The 14,434-nt window shown below is 70.7% G+C and carries 10 protein-coding genes; 4 read left to right on the plus strand and 6 right to left on the minus strand.

Features of this window, described 5'->3' with window-relative positions; translation table 11 throughout:
• Window positions 1-86: 86 nt before the first annotated feature.
• The 6 genes from ACFVZW_RS01870 to eccCa form a co-directional block, all read right to left on the minus strand.
• Window positions 87-332, minus strand: coding sequence for a DUF397 domain-containing protein (locus tag ACFVZW_RS01870; RefSeq protein ID WP_383552941.1), 246 nt, complete (start codon window positions 330-332; stop codon window positions 87-89).
• Window positions 333-394: 62 nt separating this feature from the next.
• Entirely contained in the window at window positions 395-1,501 is a 1,107-nt protein-coding gene (locus tag ACFVZW_RS01875) for a type VII secretion system-associated protein (protein ID WP_384515237.1), read from the minus strand.
• Window positions 1,498-3,246 carry a putative T7SS-secreted protein gene (locus ACFVZW_RS01880; RefSeq protein WP_384515240.1) on the minus strand — a complete coding sequence of 583 codons (1,749 nt, stop codon included), beginning with the start codon at window positions 3,244-3,246 and terminating at the stop codon, window positions 1,498-1,500. The genes ACFVZW_RS01875 and ACFVZW_RS01880 overlap by 4 nt, the downstream gene beginning before the upstream one ends.
• Window positions 3,246-3,890 carry a hypothetical protein gene (locus ACFVZW_RS01885; protein ID WP_384515243.1) on the minus strand — a complete coding sequence of 215 codons (645 nt, stop codon included), beginning with the start codon at window positions 3,888-3,890 and terminating at the stop codon, window positions 3,246-3,248. The genes ACFVZW_RS01880 and ACFVZW_RS01885 overlap by 1 nt, the downstream gene beginning before the upstream one ends.
• A complete protein-coding gene (locus tag ACFVZW_RS01890) occupies window positions 3,887-4,468 on the minus strand; it encodes a hypothetical protein (protein ID WP_384515245.1) in 582 nt (193 codons plus the stop codon). The genes ACFVZW_RS01885 and ACFVZW_RS01890 overlap by 4 nt, the downstream gene beginning before the upstream one ends.
• A 9-nt stretch (window positions 4,469-4,477) precedes the next feature.
• Window positions 4,478-8,434 (minus strand): type VII secretion protein EccCa, encoded by a 3,957-nt coding sequence (gene eccCa, locus ACFVZW_RS01895; protein WP_384515247.1) that lies wholly within the window; start codon window positions 8,432-8,434, stop codon window positions 4,478-4,480.
• Window positions 8,435-8,607: 173 nt separating this feature from the next.
• On the opposite strand from eccCa, the gene eccD reads away from it, so the two are divergent.
• The 4 genes from eccD to ACFVZW_RS01915 all read left to right on the plus strand — a co-directional run bounded on the left by eccD (window position 8,608) and on the right by ACFVZW_RS01915 (window position 14,421).
• Window positions 8,608-10,083, plus strand: a complete 1,476-nt coding sequence (gene eccD, locus ACFVZW_RS01900) for a type VII secretion integral membrane protein EccD (protein WP_384515250.1) — start codon at window positions 8,608-8,610, stop codon at window positions 10,081-10,083.
• Between the two features lie 168 nt (window positions 10,084-10,251).
• The gene (gene rpsO / locus ACFVZW_RS01905) at window positions 10,252-10,542 is read left to right on the plus strand and encodes a 30S ribosomal protein S15 (RefSeq protein ID WP_147979976.1); all 291 of its coding nucleotides are present in this window, start codon (window positions 10,252-10,254) and stop codon (window positions 10,540-10,542) included.
• Window positions 10,543-10,822: 280 nt separating this feature from the next.
• Window positions 10,823-13,045 carry a polyribonucleotide nucleotidyltransferase gene (locus ACFVZW_RS01910; protein ID WP_384515253.1) on the plus strand — a complete coding sequence of 741 codons (2,223 nt, stop codon included), beginning with the start codon at window positions 10,823-10,825 and terminating at the stop codon, window positions 13,043-13,045.
• The gene (locus tag ACFVZW_RS01915; RefSeq protein WP_384515255.1) at window positions 13,042-14,421 is read left to right on the plus strand and encodes a M16 family metallopeptidase; all 1,380 of its coding nucleotides are present in this window, start codon (window positions 13,042-13,044) and stop codon (window positions 14,419-14,421) included. Before ACFVZW_RS01910 ends, ACFVZW_RS01915 begins: the two co-directional genes overlap by 4 nt.
• Window positions 14,422-14,434: the final 13 nt, after the last annotated feature.

A 14,434-nucleotide genomic window follows, 5' to 3' on the forward strand; every position in this document is an offset into this window, starting at 1 on the left:
CGTTTTTTGTGTGGCGCCCGGCCTTATAGGGGTGGGGGGGTGGCCGGTACCCTGGGGGCCACCCCCTCACGCGTATGCGCAGCTGCCTAGCGGAGATCGAACTCCCCGTCACGCGCGCCCAGGACGAACGCGTCCCACTCGGCCTTCGTGTACCGCAGCACGGTGCCCTTGTCGAGCGACGACCGCATCGCCACCGCTCCCTCGGGGAGACGGGCGATCTCCACGCGCTCCTCGTCCGGAGAGGTCCCGGGAGCGCCCTGCCACTCGACGTCGGAGATGTCGAGGGCGTAGAGCTCTTCCTTCTGTCGTTCCTTCTCACTGGCGTCGGCCATCGGCGCGATCCTTATCTGTGCTGTGAACGAGCCTCGTGCTGTGGTCAAGCGTGTCGATCAGCCTAGTGGCCGAGCCGCTCCGCCGCGGCCCGTACGTCGGAGACGGGAACCCGCACGGAGACCCGGCCACCGGGGTTGAGCTTGAGCGCCAGATCCGGCGGGAGCAGCCGGGCCAACTCCGCGCCGTTCACCGGACGCAGCCGAGGCACGGTCGCCGGAGCGTGGTCCGGGTGGGTGAGCACCGGGACGAACCGGCCGTCGGCGTCCGTGTAGACGGCGATGTCCGCGCCCTCGTCCGGCAGGTACACCGTCGCCGCCGCGAGCGCCCCGGGAACCGCCTCGTCGGGCCCGTGCCCGCTCGCCGCGAGCTGCAGGGACGCGTCCACCGGGTCGGTCGGCCGCGGCCAGCCCAGACTCACGGGGGAGGGGCGGTAGTTCGGGTTGTGCCGGAACGCCCCGGGCTCTCCCTGCGCGTCCACCTGCCAGGCCCCGATCACGGCGAAGGGAGGCACCTCCCCGGCCGGGTCGTACATCGGGTCGATGGAGTACAGCCAGGTGCCCGGCGCCCGCCGCGCCTGCGCCCGCAGCTCCTCGGTGAGCTCCGGCACGGGCCGCCCCGCCGCCTCCTGGGGCTGGGGCTGGGGCTGCGGCGGAACCTGCGGCTGGGGCTGGCCCTGCCCCTGTGCCTGTGCCGGCGCCTGCCCCTGGGCTCGGGCCTCGGCCTGCGCACGCCGCTCCGCCGCCCGACGGTCCCACTCGTCCATCAGCCTTCGGTAGGCGGCCTCCTGCTGCGCGACGCTCAGCACGCTCTCGACCGGAGCGTCGTCGAAGAGACCGACCGTGTTCTCGGGATCGGCGGGCTCACCGGGCTTCAGCACATATGCCCGGTCGCTCCCGCTGCCGGCCAGCATTCCACTCTGCCGCACCTCCGCCAGGGCCCCGTTGACGGCCAGCAGCCAGCCACCGCCCTCCAGACGGAGCCGTACGTCCCGCAGTGCCCCGGACAGGTCTCTGCCCCGCGCCAGCGCCGAACCCCACGGCCCGGTCGCCTCGACGCCGTACGGCATGGCCAGCGCGTCGTCGATCCACCACCGCACGGTGCACCGCACCTGCTCGGTGCCGCGCACGGCGGTGGCGTCGTCGCGGCTGCCCAGCAGCCTCTCGCTCATTGCGTCCATCCAGGGGGTAGCAGACTGTTCGGGGGTGCGGGGGGCGGCGGGGATGCCGAGCCGCCTGCCCCGGCATGGGGGTTGTAGTGGGGATTGGGCGTGTACTGCGTCGTTCCGTCCGGAAGTTTCTCCCAGGCGCCCTTGATGTTCTCCGTCCGCACGCCGCCCGGGAACGCGATCTCCTTCTCGTTGGCGAAGATGTTGTCCGGAATGGACGCGTTGACGTCGATACCGCCGGGAGCGTCGATGTCGTACCGGTAGCGCGACCCCCAGCCCAGATCCGGGTCGCGGGTGGTGCCCACGTAGACCGAGTGGTCGTTGTGGCGCACGTAGCCGTCGAGATCCGTGTTGTGGTTGTTCCACGGCTTGAAGCCGTCCCGGAAGATCTCGTCCGGCGCCCGGTCGTCGTTGCGCCACAGCGGCTCGTCCGTCGTACGCCACTGTGCGTGGTCCGGGATCTTCGAGACGTCGACGGACCGGTCGGCGGCCGCATGCAGCTTGTCGTGGACCGTGGGCGGGTGGCTCGGCGGATCCGGGACCCGCTGGGCCGGAATGTCGTCGAGCCCCTTGCGGGCCGCGTTCTCCAGAGCGGTCTCCGCGCCCTCCTTGAGGCCGACCCGGATACCGGTACGGACGGTGCCCAGGCCCTTCGTGCCGAGGATTTCGGGAAGCAGCCGCCCGAGGCCCTCGCTCGGGTCCTTCTTGAACGAGTCGATCAGGGCGCCGGGGACGCGCTCCGGGTGCGCCGCGGTGGACACCAGACCGGCCAGCGTCATGTTGACGTTCTGCATGTACTGCGCCGGGTGCGTGATGTTGTACGGGTCCAGGGGGTTCAGGCCCCGGGCGAAGTTGACGATCCCCGCCGCCCCCTTGATCACACCGCCGGCGACGTGCAGGGTCTCGATGTTGAGCGCCCCGTAGGCGTCGATGGCGTTCGACGCGAGACGATTCGAGGCCGGCGGCTCCTGGGGCGCGTGCGCCAGCGCCGTACGCACCGCCTTCTCCGCGGCCGAAGCGGCCTCGTTGCGCTGGCGCCTGGCCTCCTTGAGGGTCTCCTGCGCCTGCTCCCGCTCCGCCTTGCCCGGATCGGTGAAGGGCTCGGGCCGCGGGCCGGGGTCCCGGCCCTCCTTCACGGCCGCGTTGTAGGTGTCGACCTTGCCGTTGTACGCGTCGACGGCCTTCTTCGACGTCTCCTCGCCCCGCTTGTACAGGTCGATCGCTTCCTTGGCCTTCCCCTGGGCCCAGACCACGGTCTCCGCGTACCGCGTGAGCGCGCCGCCCGCCGTCTCGCAGGCGTCGGCGGCATGCAGCCACTTGGTGGGCTCCATCGCCAGCTTGGCGCGGAAGGCGTTGCCCGACTGGCCCTTCCAGCCGTTCGAGTCGAGCGTGCGCATGCCGCGCCCCACCTGGTCGAACGCCCGGTGGAAGTCCTTGAGATGGGCGGCCACCTCCCGGAGCTTGTCGGGCTTGCCGTGGATCAGCTCGTTGGCCTCCTGGGTCTGGCCGAGCTGCTGCTCGCCGACCGAGGCGCCGAGGCTGGAGGCCGTGTCGTCGCCCCAGTCCGTGACCTTGTCGGCGATGCCCTCGGCGCCGATGCGCTCCAGGCCCTCGCCGAGCAGATCGGTGCCCTTGTCGATGCCGGTGCCGAGGACCTTCTTGCCGGCCTCCACACCGTCCTCGACGGCCTCGAGACCGCTGTCGAGAAGGTTCTTGCCACCGCTGACCCATCCGCCGAAGTCCACCATCAGGGCTGCCCGCCCTGCTGCTCGGCGGCCTTGGCGCGCTCCTCCGGCGACGGCCCGAACGTCTCGCGCATCCCGGCGTTCATCTCGTCACGCAGTCCGGCCGCGTCGATGATCCCGTTGGTCGGCACCATGCCGGAGGTGGACACGTCCCAGGCGGTGTCCTTCCACGCCTGCTTGCTGTTCTCCCGCGCCGTGTCGAAGGACTCCTGGCTGTAGTCGGCGTCCCGGATGTGCGTGAACGTGTTGCTCGACAGCACCTCGCCCCAGCCCTTCTGGGTGATCTCGTCCTCGGTGGCGTACGGGTTGCCCATCGCGGAGTTCGTCAGCACCTTGAACGAGCCGGAGATGTACTGCTCCTGCTCGTGGAACACACCCGCCGAAAGCCCCGTCAGCTCGGCGAAGAGGGTGCCCTTCTGCACCAGGGAGCGGACACCCCACTCCCATCGCTCGCAGTACGTCTTCATGGCGCCGGTCAGCCCGTCGTGCCCCGTCTCCATGCCCGAGAGCTGGAGATCGGAGAACCCGCGCCCCATGCTGGCCTCGCCCACCATCCCGAGCTCCTTGAGCTCCGAGAGAGTGCCCGTGATGCCCTTGGTGATCTGGGCGAGCGCCTCCTGCGACGCCGCGAGATCCGGATCCGTCACGACCGACGACCTCCCTGTCCGTCCACGTCGACCGCCGCCCCGTCGGGCACGATCCCCTGCACCGGCGGGAACACCGACCCGCCGGGACTGCCGGCGTCCAGCGCCACCCCGCACGGCGAGGCGACGGTGGGCACCACATCGTCCAGCAGCCGGGAGCCCAGCACCCGGCGGTACGTCCACTCCCCGGCCTCCTCGCCGCGCGCCTGCGCGAACCGGGCGAGCGCGGCCTCGTCGGAGAACGCGCAGATCCAGGCGATCCCTCCGAAGTCCGCGGTCCACAGGCCGCCCGCGGTGTCCATCGGCACCAGGACGGCCGAGGAGCGGAAGTGCGCCAGCCGTTCGAGGACGGCCTCGCGGGCCGCCGCGGCCGCGGCGGCGTCGAGGGGCACCTCCCCACCGGCCCCGTCAGGGGCGGCGGGGTCCGGCGAGGCCGCGGGGACAGGCGCATCCCCGCCGGCTCCGTCCGGGGCGGCGGGACCCGGCGCCGGGTGGCCGGGAGGCGACGTTCCCGCCGAGCCCTTGAGCACCCGCTCGGTGGACTCGCCCCGCACCTGTCCCCACAGCTCGTCGAAACTCATCAGTGCTCCCTAGTGCTGTTCCGGCAGCCATCCCAGCTGGACCAGCGGCGTCCCGCGCTTGCGGGAGACGAAGGTGCCGCGGCCCGGAGGCATCGGACGGGCGCGGACGTTGCCGAGGATGTCACCCTCGCCGGGGTCGCCGGAGAGGATGACGCCCTGGGCGCCCAGCTCCTTGGCGCGCTGCATGAAGGGCTCGTACATCGCCCTCGACGCGCCCGCCGAGCTGCGCGCGACGATGAAGCGGATGCCCACGTCCCGCGCGAACGGCAGGTTCTCCACCAACACCTGGAGCGGGTTGCCCGAGTTCGTCGCCACCAGCTCGAAATCGTCCACCAGGACGTACAGCTGCGGACCCGTCCACCAGCTGCGGTCCCGCAGCTGCTGCGGGGTGATGTCGGGCTTCGGCGCCCGCTTCGTCATCACCGTGTTGATCGCGTCCATGTGCATCTGCATGGCGGACGCCATCGGCGCGTACTCGAGCAGGTGCGAGGGCGCGACCGCCTCCAGCATCGTGCGCCGGTAGTCACCGACCACGATCCGCGCCTGCTCCGGGGTGTACCGCTCGCACAGCTGCTTGGCGATGAGCCGCAGCAGGCCCGTCTTTCCGGTCTCGCTCTCGCCGAAGATCAGGAAGAACGGGTCCGTCTCGAAGTCGACGAACACCGGCTCCAGGTTCGTCTCGTCGATACCGATCGCGATGCCGTGCTGCGGGTACTCGAAGCCCTTCGGCAGCTGCTCCGCCGGCAGCCTGCGCGGCAGCAGCCGCACCGCCGGAGCGGGCGCGCCCGCCCAGCTGCTCTTCACGGCCTGCACGAACGCGGCCGTGCCCTCCGACAGGTCCACCGACGAGCTCGACCCGTCGATCCGCGGCAGCGCGCCCATGAAGTGCAGCTTCTCCGGCACCTGGCCACGACCCGGCACGCCCGGCGGGACGTTCGCCGCGACCTTGCGGTCGAACTCGGAGTCCATGACATCGCCGAGCCGCAGCTCCAGACGCCCCAGCATCTGGTCCTTCAGCGCGGCCCGCACCTCCATGTACCGGGCCGCGGTGATGACCACGTGGATGCCGTAGCCCAGACCGCGCGCCGCGATGTCCGAAACGACCGGCTCCAGCCCGTCGTACTCGTTGCGGAAACCGCCCCAGCCGTCGACGACCAGGAAGACGTCGCCCCAGGCCTCGCCGGGCAGTTCACCCGCGGCGCGCTTGCGCCGGTAGGTGGCGATCGAGTCGATCGAGTGCGAGCGGAAGAACTCCTCGCGCCGGTTCAGCACGCCGAGCACCTCCGCGACCGTACGCCGCACCCGCTCGGGGTCCAGCCGGGACGCGACCCCGCCGACGTGCGGCAGGTCGGCCAGCGACACCAGGCCGCCACCACCGAAGTCCAGCGCGTAGAACTGCACTTCGGCGGGGGTGTGGGTGAGCGCGAACGACGAGATCAGCGTCCGCATCAGCGTCGACTTGCCGGACTGCGGACCGCCGATGACCATCATGTGGCCCGCCGCACCGGAGAAGTCCCGGTACAGCACCTCGCGCCGCTGCTCGAAGGGCTTGTCGATGAGGCCGAGCGGCACGGTCAGACCGCCGGGACGGGTGTACTCGGTCGCCGTCAGACCCCGGTCCCCGGTCGGCGCCAGCCCCGGAAGGAGCTGGTCGAGCGACGGAGCCTGGTCCAGCGGCGGCAGCCACACCTGGTGGGCGGGCACGCCCTGCCCCTCCAGCCGGCGCACGATCACGTCGAGGACGGTGTCCGCGAGCGCCTCATCCTCCTCCTCGCGCTGCGCCGTCAGATACGCCGGGTCGGGCGCCGCGTACACGACCGGCACCGGCGAGGCGGTGAAGACCGCGGGACGCCGCTCGATCGGCATCTGCCCGGCCGTCAGCCGCGGCCCGCCCGTGCGGTACGTACCGGAGACGTACGCCGCCTTGAAGCGGGTCATCTCGTCGGTACCGAACTTCAGATAGCCCGAACCCGGCACCGACGGCAGGTGGTACGCGTCCGGCACACCGATCGCCGTGCGCGACTCGGCCGCCGAGAACGTCCGCAGACCGATCCGGTACGACAGGTACGTGTCCAGACCGCGGAGCTTGCCCTCCTCCAGTCGCTGCGAGGCCAGCAGCAGGTGCACACCCAGGGAGCGGCCGATGCGGCCGATCTGGATGAACATGTCGATGAAGTCCGGCTTCGCCGTCAGCAGCTCGGAGAACTCGTCGATGACCAGGACCAGCGAGGCCAGCGGCTCCAGCGGAGCACCCGCCGCCCGCGCCTTCTCGTAGTCGTGGATGTTGGCGTAGTTGCCCGCCGAGCGCAGCAGCTCCTGACGGCGCTGCAGCTCACCGCGGATCGCGTCGCCCATGCGGTCGACGAGCGTGAGGTCGTCGGAGAGGTTGGTGATCACGGCAGCGACGTGCGGCATCTGGGACATGCCCGCGAAGGTCGCACCGCCCTTGAAGTCCGCGAGGACGAAGTTCAGCGTCTCCGAGGAGTGCGTCACCGCGAGACCGAGGACGAGCGTGCGCAGCAGCTCCGACTTTCCGGAACCGGTCGCACCCACGCACAGACCGTGCGGGCCCATGCCCTCCTGCGCGGCCTCCTTGAGGTCCAGCATGACCGGCTGGCCGTCCTCGCCGACACCGATCGGCACGCGCAGCCGCTCCGCCACCGACCGGGGCCGCCAGGTCCGCGCCACGTCCACCGACGCGGCATCGCCCAGGTTCAGCAGATCCGTGAAGTCCAGGTTGGCGAGCAGCGGTTCGTCGTCGTCCCCGCCGCCCATCCGCAGCGGCGCGAGCTGCCGCGCCAGCGCCTCGGCGGCCGGCAGCGAGATCCCGTCCGGCGCACCCTCGTACGCGAACCCGCCGCCCGACTCCAGGCGCAGCCGCCCCGGCCGTACGACCACGGAGAGGCCACCGCGCGGCTCGTCGAGCTCACCCGAGACCACCTCGACGATGGTCACGCCCTGCAGACCCTCGGGCGCCGCGAACAGCGAGTCCGGCGGCACCATCCCGCCGTCGAGGACCACCACGACATGCGGCTGGTCCATGACCGGCTGGTTGTCGCGGCTGAACCGCGGCCGGCCGTCGAGCCGCGAGCGGATCATCGACTCCAGCTCACCGAGATCGTCGCCGAACAGCCGCTTGCTGCCCGCCCCGTCGACCTGCCCCGCCACCTGCGTGTGCGGCAGCCACTTCGTCCAGTCCCAGCGCTCCTGCGCGCCCCGGGCCGCGACCACGGCCAGCAGCAGATCGTCGGGGGAGTGCAGCGTCACCAGCTGGGAGACCATGCCGCGCGCCGCGGCCTGCGCCGCCTCCGGCTCACCGGAGACCGTCACGTGGTAGAAGGCGCGCATCGAGACCGCCATCGGCAGCCCGTCCAGCGAACCGTGCACGGCCAGGAACTGCTGCATCGCACCGGCGCACAGCGGCTCCAGCTCGTCCACCGGCGCCGTGTCCGGCGCGACCAGGGGCGTCGCCAACTGCTGGGCGCCGAGCCCCATCCGTACCTGCCCGAAGTCCTTGTCGCCCACGCGGCGTTCCCACACGCGCGAGCCCTCGGCCACCACCGACCACAACTGCTCGGGGGCGGGGTGCAGATACAGCTGCGCGTCGCGCTGCTTGCGCGCGGTGCGCCGGACCGTACGCCGGGTCTGCGCGAGGTATTTGAGATAGTCGCGCCGGACATCGGCAATTTGCCCCTGCGTACCCTTCCGGAACCGCACGAGCTGCGCGATGACCATCGCGACGGTCGAGACGAGCATCAGGATGCCCATGATGCGCATGAACGGATGCGCCCCAGGCATGAAGAAGAACACCACCGAGGAGCCCATGCCGAGCATCGGCAGGAGTTGCATCAGCATGCCCTCCTGCTGCCCGCGCGGCAGTTCGGGCGGGGACTCCAGGACCAGTTCCTCACTGGGTACTTCCGGAGGAAGCGACCTCGGCGGGCGCTTGACGACGATCTGGCTCACCGGCGCATCAATCCCTCGTTACGGGCGGACTTCGTGCGGGAGTTCCGCACCGGCGCCCCCGTGAGCGACGGCCTCCCCCATGAGACGGCGATCCTACTTGCAGCCACCTGTGCCCGTCCCCGGTAGGGTGGCGCGCGCATTGTGCGCAACCGCGAATCAGGGGGTCCAGACACGTGAGTACGACCGCAGCGACCGGCTTCTGCCGCGTCACCGTCGTGGCGCCGGACAGTCGTATCGACGTCGCGCTCCCGGAGGACATCGCCGTCGCCGACGTCTATCCGGAGATCCTGCGGCTCACCGGCCAGACCCAGACCGCCGGCACTCCGACCGGGTACCACCTCGTCCGGCGCGACGGCTCGGTCCTGGACGGGGCACGCACCCTCGCCGCCCAGCAGGTCCTCGACGGCGAGGTCCTCTCGCTGCGCCCGTTCGCGCAGTCGCTGCCGCCCGCCGTCTTCGACGACGTCTCCGACGCCGTCGCCTCCGCCGTCACCCGTGACCGGCACCTGTGGAGCGACGACCTGCTGCGGGGCGCCGGGCTCGTCGGCGGAGTGCTGCTGCTGGTCCTCATGGGCTTCGTGCTCTGGTTCGCCGATCCCGTACGCCACGACATGCACAGCCTGCCCGGCGTCGTCGCCGGCGCGGCGGGCGTCCTGCTGACCGCCTTCGCCGGCGTGCGGGCCAGGGTCTACGGCGACCGTGCCACCGCCGTCGCCCTCGGTCTCGGCGCCCTTCCGCTGCTGCTCATCGCCGGCTCCGGCATCGTCGGACCCGACGCCGGCCACGGCCCCGGGCAGCTGCAGTTCCTGCTCGGCTGCGTGACCGTCCTGGTCGCCTCCGTCACCCTGGTCGCGCTCACTCCCAGCGGCGACGCGCCCTTCGTCGCGGCGACCTTCCTGGCCGCCGTCGGCACCCTCGCCACCTTCCTGGCGATCCTCTCCGAGTCCTCGGCCACCGAGACCGCCGCGGTCTGCGCCCCGGTCGCCGTCGGCCTGGTCGCCTTCCTGCCCGGCCTCTCCGCCCGCTTCGCCCGGCTGCCCATCGGCTACGCCTCCCCGCGCAGCGCCACCGACGACGAGTTCCACGCCGACCCGAACCAGACCCCCGACGAGGCCCAGCCCGTCGACGGCGAGCGCATCGCCCTCCAGGCACGGCGCGGCCACGAGATGCTCCTCGGCCTCGTCGGCGGCTGCGCCGCCGTCGTCGTCGGCTCCGCCGCGGTCCTCGGATTCGCCGGAAACGTCTGGGGCCAGCTCCTCGCCCTCGCCTCCGGCCTCGCGATGCTGCTGCGCGCCCGGCTCTTCCGCTACACCTCGCAGGTCGCCTGCGTCCTGGTGGCCGGCATCGCCGCGATCGCCCTGCTGATCCTCGGCCTCTCCCTGAACCCGCCGGCCGACCTGGTCAAGGACCTGCTGATCTACGGGGACCGCGGCGGCCTGGACATCCGTACGATCTGGCTCACCGCCGCCGTCGCCGCGGGCGCCGCCCTGGTCACCGCCATCGGCCTGATCATCCCGAGGAAGGGCCTCTCGCCCTTCTGGGGCCGCCTGCTCGACCTGACCGAGGGCTTCGTCCTGCTCTCCCTCGTCCCGCTCTGCCTGGCGGTCCTGGACGTCTTCATGGCGGCCCGCTCCCTCACCAGTAAGTAAGGGGCACTCCGGACAGCTGGTACGCTGTGTGACGGCCGTCTGTGTACGCGCTCCCGGATCTCTCTGGAAGCAGCGCTCATCGGTCCTTCGCCTCCGAGTCACGGAAGCTCCCCTGAGAACGAGACCAGGGGCACTCGTGGGCGCATCGAACACCAAGAGGAGTACCGAGTGTCTCTCGACGCCGCTACGAAGAAGCAGATTTTCGCCGAGTTCGGCCAGAAGGAGGGCGACACCGGCTCCCCCGAGGTTCAGGTCGCGATGCTCTCCCGCCGCATCTCGGACCTCACCGAGCACCTCAAGCAGCACAAGCACGACCACCACTCCCGTCGTGGTCTGCTGATCCTGGTCGGCCAGCGTCGCCGCCTGCTGCAGTACCTGGCCAAGAAGGACATCCAGCGCTTCCGTGCCCTGGTCGACCGCCTCGGCATCCGCCGCGGTGCGGCCGGCGGCGCCAAGTAAGGACGCCGTGAAGGGAGCGGTTCCCACGTTTAGGGGGCCGCTCCCTTTGCTGTACGTGCGCGATGTACCGACCGGCACTTAGTCTGGTCGGACAACGCCACATCACGAGCGAGAGGCCGCCGGCACGCCGCCGGTCCTCGGTAGTGGCCCCCGGACCCCTCAATCCCCGGGTGCTTCGATCGAAGACCGGCCCGCACCCGAAGGCGCGCTTCTCCTCCACCACCGTCCCCGGCCACACGGGCCGAAGGACGAAAAGACGAACACGTAGGAGAAACCGCTAGTGGAGAACGAGACCCACTACGCCGAGGCCGTCATCGACAACGGCACCTTCGGCACCCGCACCATCCGCTTCGAGACGGGCCGCCTGGCCAAGCAGGCCGCCGGCTCCGCCGTCGCGTACCTGGACGACGACACGATGGTCCTTTCGGCCACCACCGCGTCCAAGAAGCCCAAGGACCAGCTCGACTTCTTCCCCCTGACGGTGGACGTCGAGGAGCGGATGTACGCGGCCGGCAAGATCCCCGGCTCCTTCTTCCGCCGGGAGGGCCGCCCCTCCGAGGACGCGATCCTCACCTGTCGCCTGATCGACCGCCCGCTGCGCCCCTCCTTCAAGAAGGGCCTGCGCAACGAGATCCAGATCGTCGAGACGATCATGGCGCTCAACCCCGACCACCTCTACGACGTGGTCGCCATCAACGCCGCCTCCTGCTCCACGCAGCTGGCCGGCCTGCCCTTCTCCGGCCCGATCGGCGGCACCCGTGTCGCGCTGATCAAGGGCCAGTGGGTCGCGTTCCCGACGCACACCGAGCTCGAGGACGCCGTCTTCGACATGGTCGTCGCCGGTCGCGTCCTGGAGGACGGCGACGTCGCGATCATGATGGTCGAGGCCGAGGCCACCGAGAAGACGATCGAGCTCGTCAAGGGCGGCGCCGAGGCGCCGACCGAGGAGGTCGTCGCCGCCGGTCTCGAGGCCGCGAAGCCCTTCATCAAGGTCCTCTGCAAGGCGCAGGCCGACCTCGCCGCCAAGGCCGCCAAGCCCACCGGCGAGTTCCCGGTCTACCTCGACTACCAGGACGACGTCCTGGAGGCGCTCACCGCCGCGGTCAAGAGCGAGCTCGCCCAGGCGCTCACCATCGCCGGCAAGCAGGAGCGCGAAGCCGAGCTCGACCGCGTCAAGGAGCTCGCCGCCGAGAAGCTCCTCCCGGCCTTCGAAGGCCGCGAGAAGGAGATCTCCGGCGCCTACCGCGCGCTGACCAAGAAGCTGGTCCGCGAGCGGATCATCAAGGACAAGGTCCGCATCGACGGTCGCGGCATCACGGACATCCGTACGCTCGCCGCCGAGGTCGAGGCCATCCCGCGCGTGCACGGCTCGGCGCTCTTCGAGCGTGGCGAGACCCAGATCCTGGGCGTCACCACCCTCAACATGCTCCGTATGGAGCAGCAGCTGGACACCCTTTCCCCGGTGACCCGCAAGCGCTACATGCACAACTACAACTTCCCGCCGTACTCCGTCGGTGAGACCGGCCGCGTGGGCTCGCCCAAGCGCCGCGAGATCGGCCACGGCGCGCTCGCCGAGCGCGCCATCGTGCCGGTGCTGCCGACGCGCGAGGAGTTCCCGTACGCGATCCGTCAGGTGTCCGAGGCCCTCGGCTCCAACGGCTCGACGTCCATGGGTTCGGTCTGCGCCTCCACCATGTCGCTGCTGAACGCCGGTGTGCCGCTGAAGGCCCCCGTCGCCGGTATCGCCATGGGTCTGATCTCCGAGGAGATCGACGGCAAGACCCACTACGTCGCCCTCACCGACATCCTCGGTGCGGAGGACGCCTTCGGCGACATGGACTTCAAGGTCGCCGGTACGAAGACCTTCGTCACCGCGCTCCAGCTCGACACCAAGCTCGACGGCATCCCCGCCTCGGTCCTGGCCGCCGCGCTGAAGCAGGCCCGTGACGCGCGTCTGCACATCCTCGACGTGATGAACGAGGCGATCGACGTTCCGGACGAGATGTCCCCGAACGCGCCGCGCATCATCACCGTCAAGATCCCGGTGGACAAGATCGGTGAGGTCATCGGCCCCAAGGGCAAGATGATCAACCAGATCCAGGAGGACACCGGCGCCGACATCACGATCGAGGACGACGGCACCATCTACATCGGTGCCGCCCAGGGCTCGCAGGCCGAGGCCGCCCGCGCCACGATCAACGGCATCGCCAACCCGACCATGCCGGAGGTCGGCGAGCGCTACCTGGGTACGGTCGTCAAGACCACCACCTTCGGTGCCTTCGTCTCCCTCATGCCCGGCAAGGACGGTCTGCTGCACATCTCGCAGATCCGCAAGCTCGCCGGTGGCAAGCGCGTGGAGAACGTCGAGGACGTGCTCGCGGTCGGCGCCAAGGTCCAGGTCGAGATCGCCGAGATCGACCAGCGCGGCAAGCTCTCCCTCGTCCCCGTCATGGCGGACGAAGAGAACGCCGCCGAGGACAAGAAGGACGACACCGACCAGTGACGTCCCGTAGTTCCCGTGTGACGGCCCGCCCCTCTTCGGAGGGGCGGGCCGTCGCCCGTACCCAAACGCTTCTCCCGGGCAAGGACGGCATCGGCACGGTCCGCCGCACCACCCTCCCCGGCGGCCTGCGGATCGTCACCGAGACCCTGCCGTCCGTACGCTCCGCCACCTTCGGCATCTGGGCGAACGTCGGCTCCCGCGACGAGACGCCCACGCTCAACGGCGCCACGCACTATCTGGAGCACCTCCTCTTCAAGGGCACCAAGCGACGCAGCGCCCTCGACATCTCCGCCGCGCTCGACGCGGTCGGCGGCGAGATGAACGCCTTCACGGCGAAGGAGTACACCTGCTACTACGCGCGGGTCCTCGACACCGACCTGCCGCTCGCGATCGACGTCGTCTGCGACATGCTCACCGGCTCGCTGATCCTCGAGGAGGACGTGGACGCCGAGCGCGGCGTCATCCTCGAAGAGATCGCGATGACCGAGGACGACCCGGGCGACGTCGTGCACGACCTGTTCGCGCAGACCATGTTCGGCGACACCCCGCTGGGCCGCCCGGTCCTCGGCACGGTCGACACGATCAACGCCCTCGACCGGGGCCGGATCGCCCGCTTCTACAAGAAGCACTACGACCCGACCCACCTGGTCGTCGCCGCCGCGGGCAACATCGACCACGCCACGGTCGTACGCCAGGTCCGCCGCGCCTTCGAGAAGGCCGGTGCCCTCACCCGTACGGACGCCGGCCCGGTCGCCCCCCGCGACGGCCACCGCACGATCCGCACGGCGGGCCGCGTCGAGCACCTGAGCCGCAAGACCGAGCAGGCACACGTGGTCCTCGGCATGCCGGGTCTGGCCCGCACCGACGAGCGCCGCTGGGCGCTCGGCGTGCTGAACACGGCCCTCGGCGGCGGTATGTCCTCCCGCCTCTTCCAGGAGGTCCGCGAGAAGCGCGGCCTGGCCTACAGCGTGTACTCGTACACCTCGGGCTTCGCCGACTGCGGCCTCTTCGGCGTGTACGCGGGCTGCCGCCCCAACCAGGTCCACGACGTGCTGAGGATCTGCCGGGACGAGCTCGACAAGGTCGCCTCCGACGGACTGACCGACGACGAGATCGCCCGCGCCATCGGCCAGCTCTCCGGCTCGACCGTCCTCGGCCTGGAGGACACCGGCGCCCTGATGAACCGCATCGGCAAGAGCGAGCTGTGCTGGGGCACCCAGATGTCCGTCGACGACATGCTCGCCCGGATCGCCGCGGTCACCCCGGACGAGGTCCGCGAGGTCGCCCGTGATGTGCTCGGACAGCGCCCCTCGCTGTCCGTCATAGGGCCGCTGAAGGACAAGCAGGCGGCACGCCTGCACGAATCCGTCTCCTAGAGAGAGTTCAGAG

Origin of the sequence: Streptomyces sp. NPDC059567, from assembly GCF_042735655.1 — a bacterium.
In the GTDB taxonomy this organism is placed as follows: Bacteria; Actinomycetota; Actinomycetes; order Streptomycetales; family Streptomycetaceae; genus Streptomyces.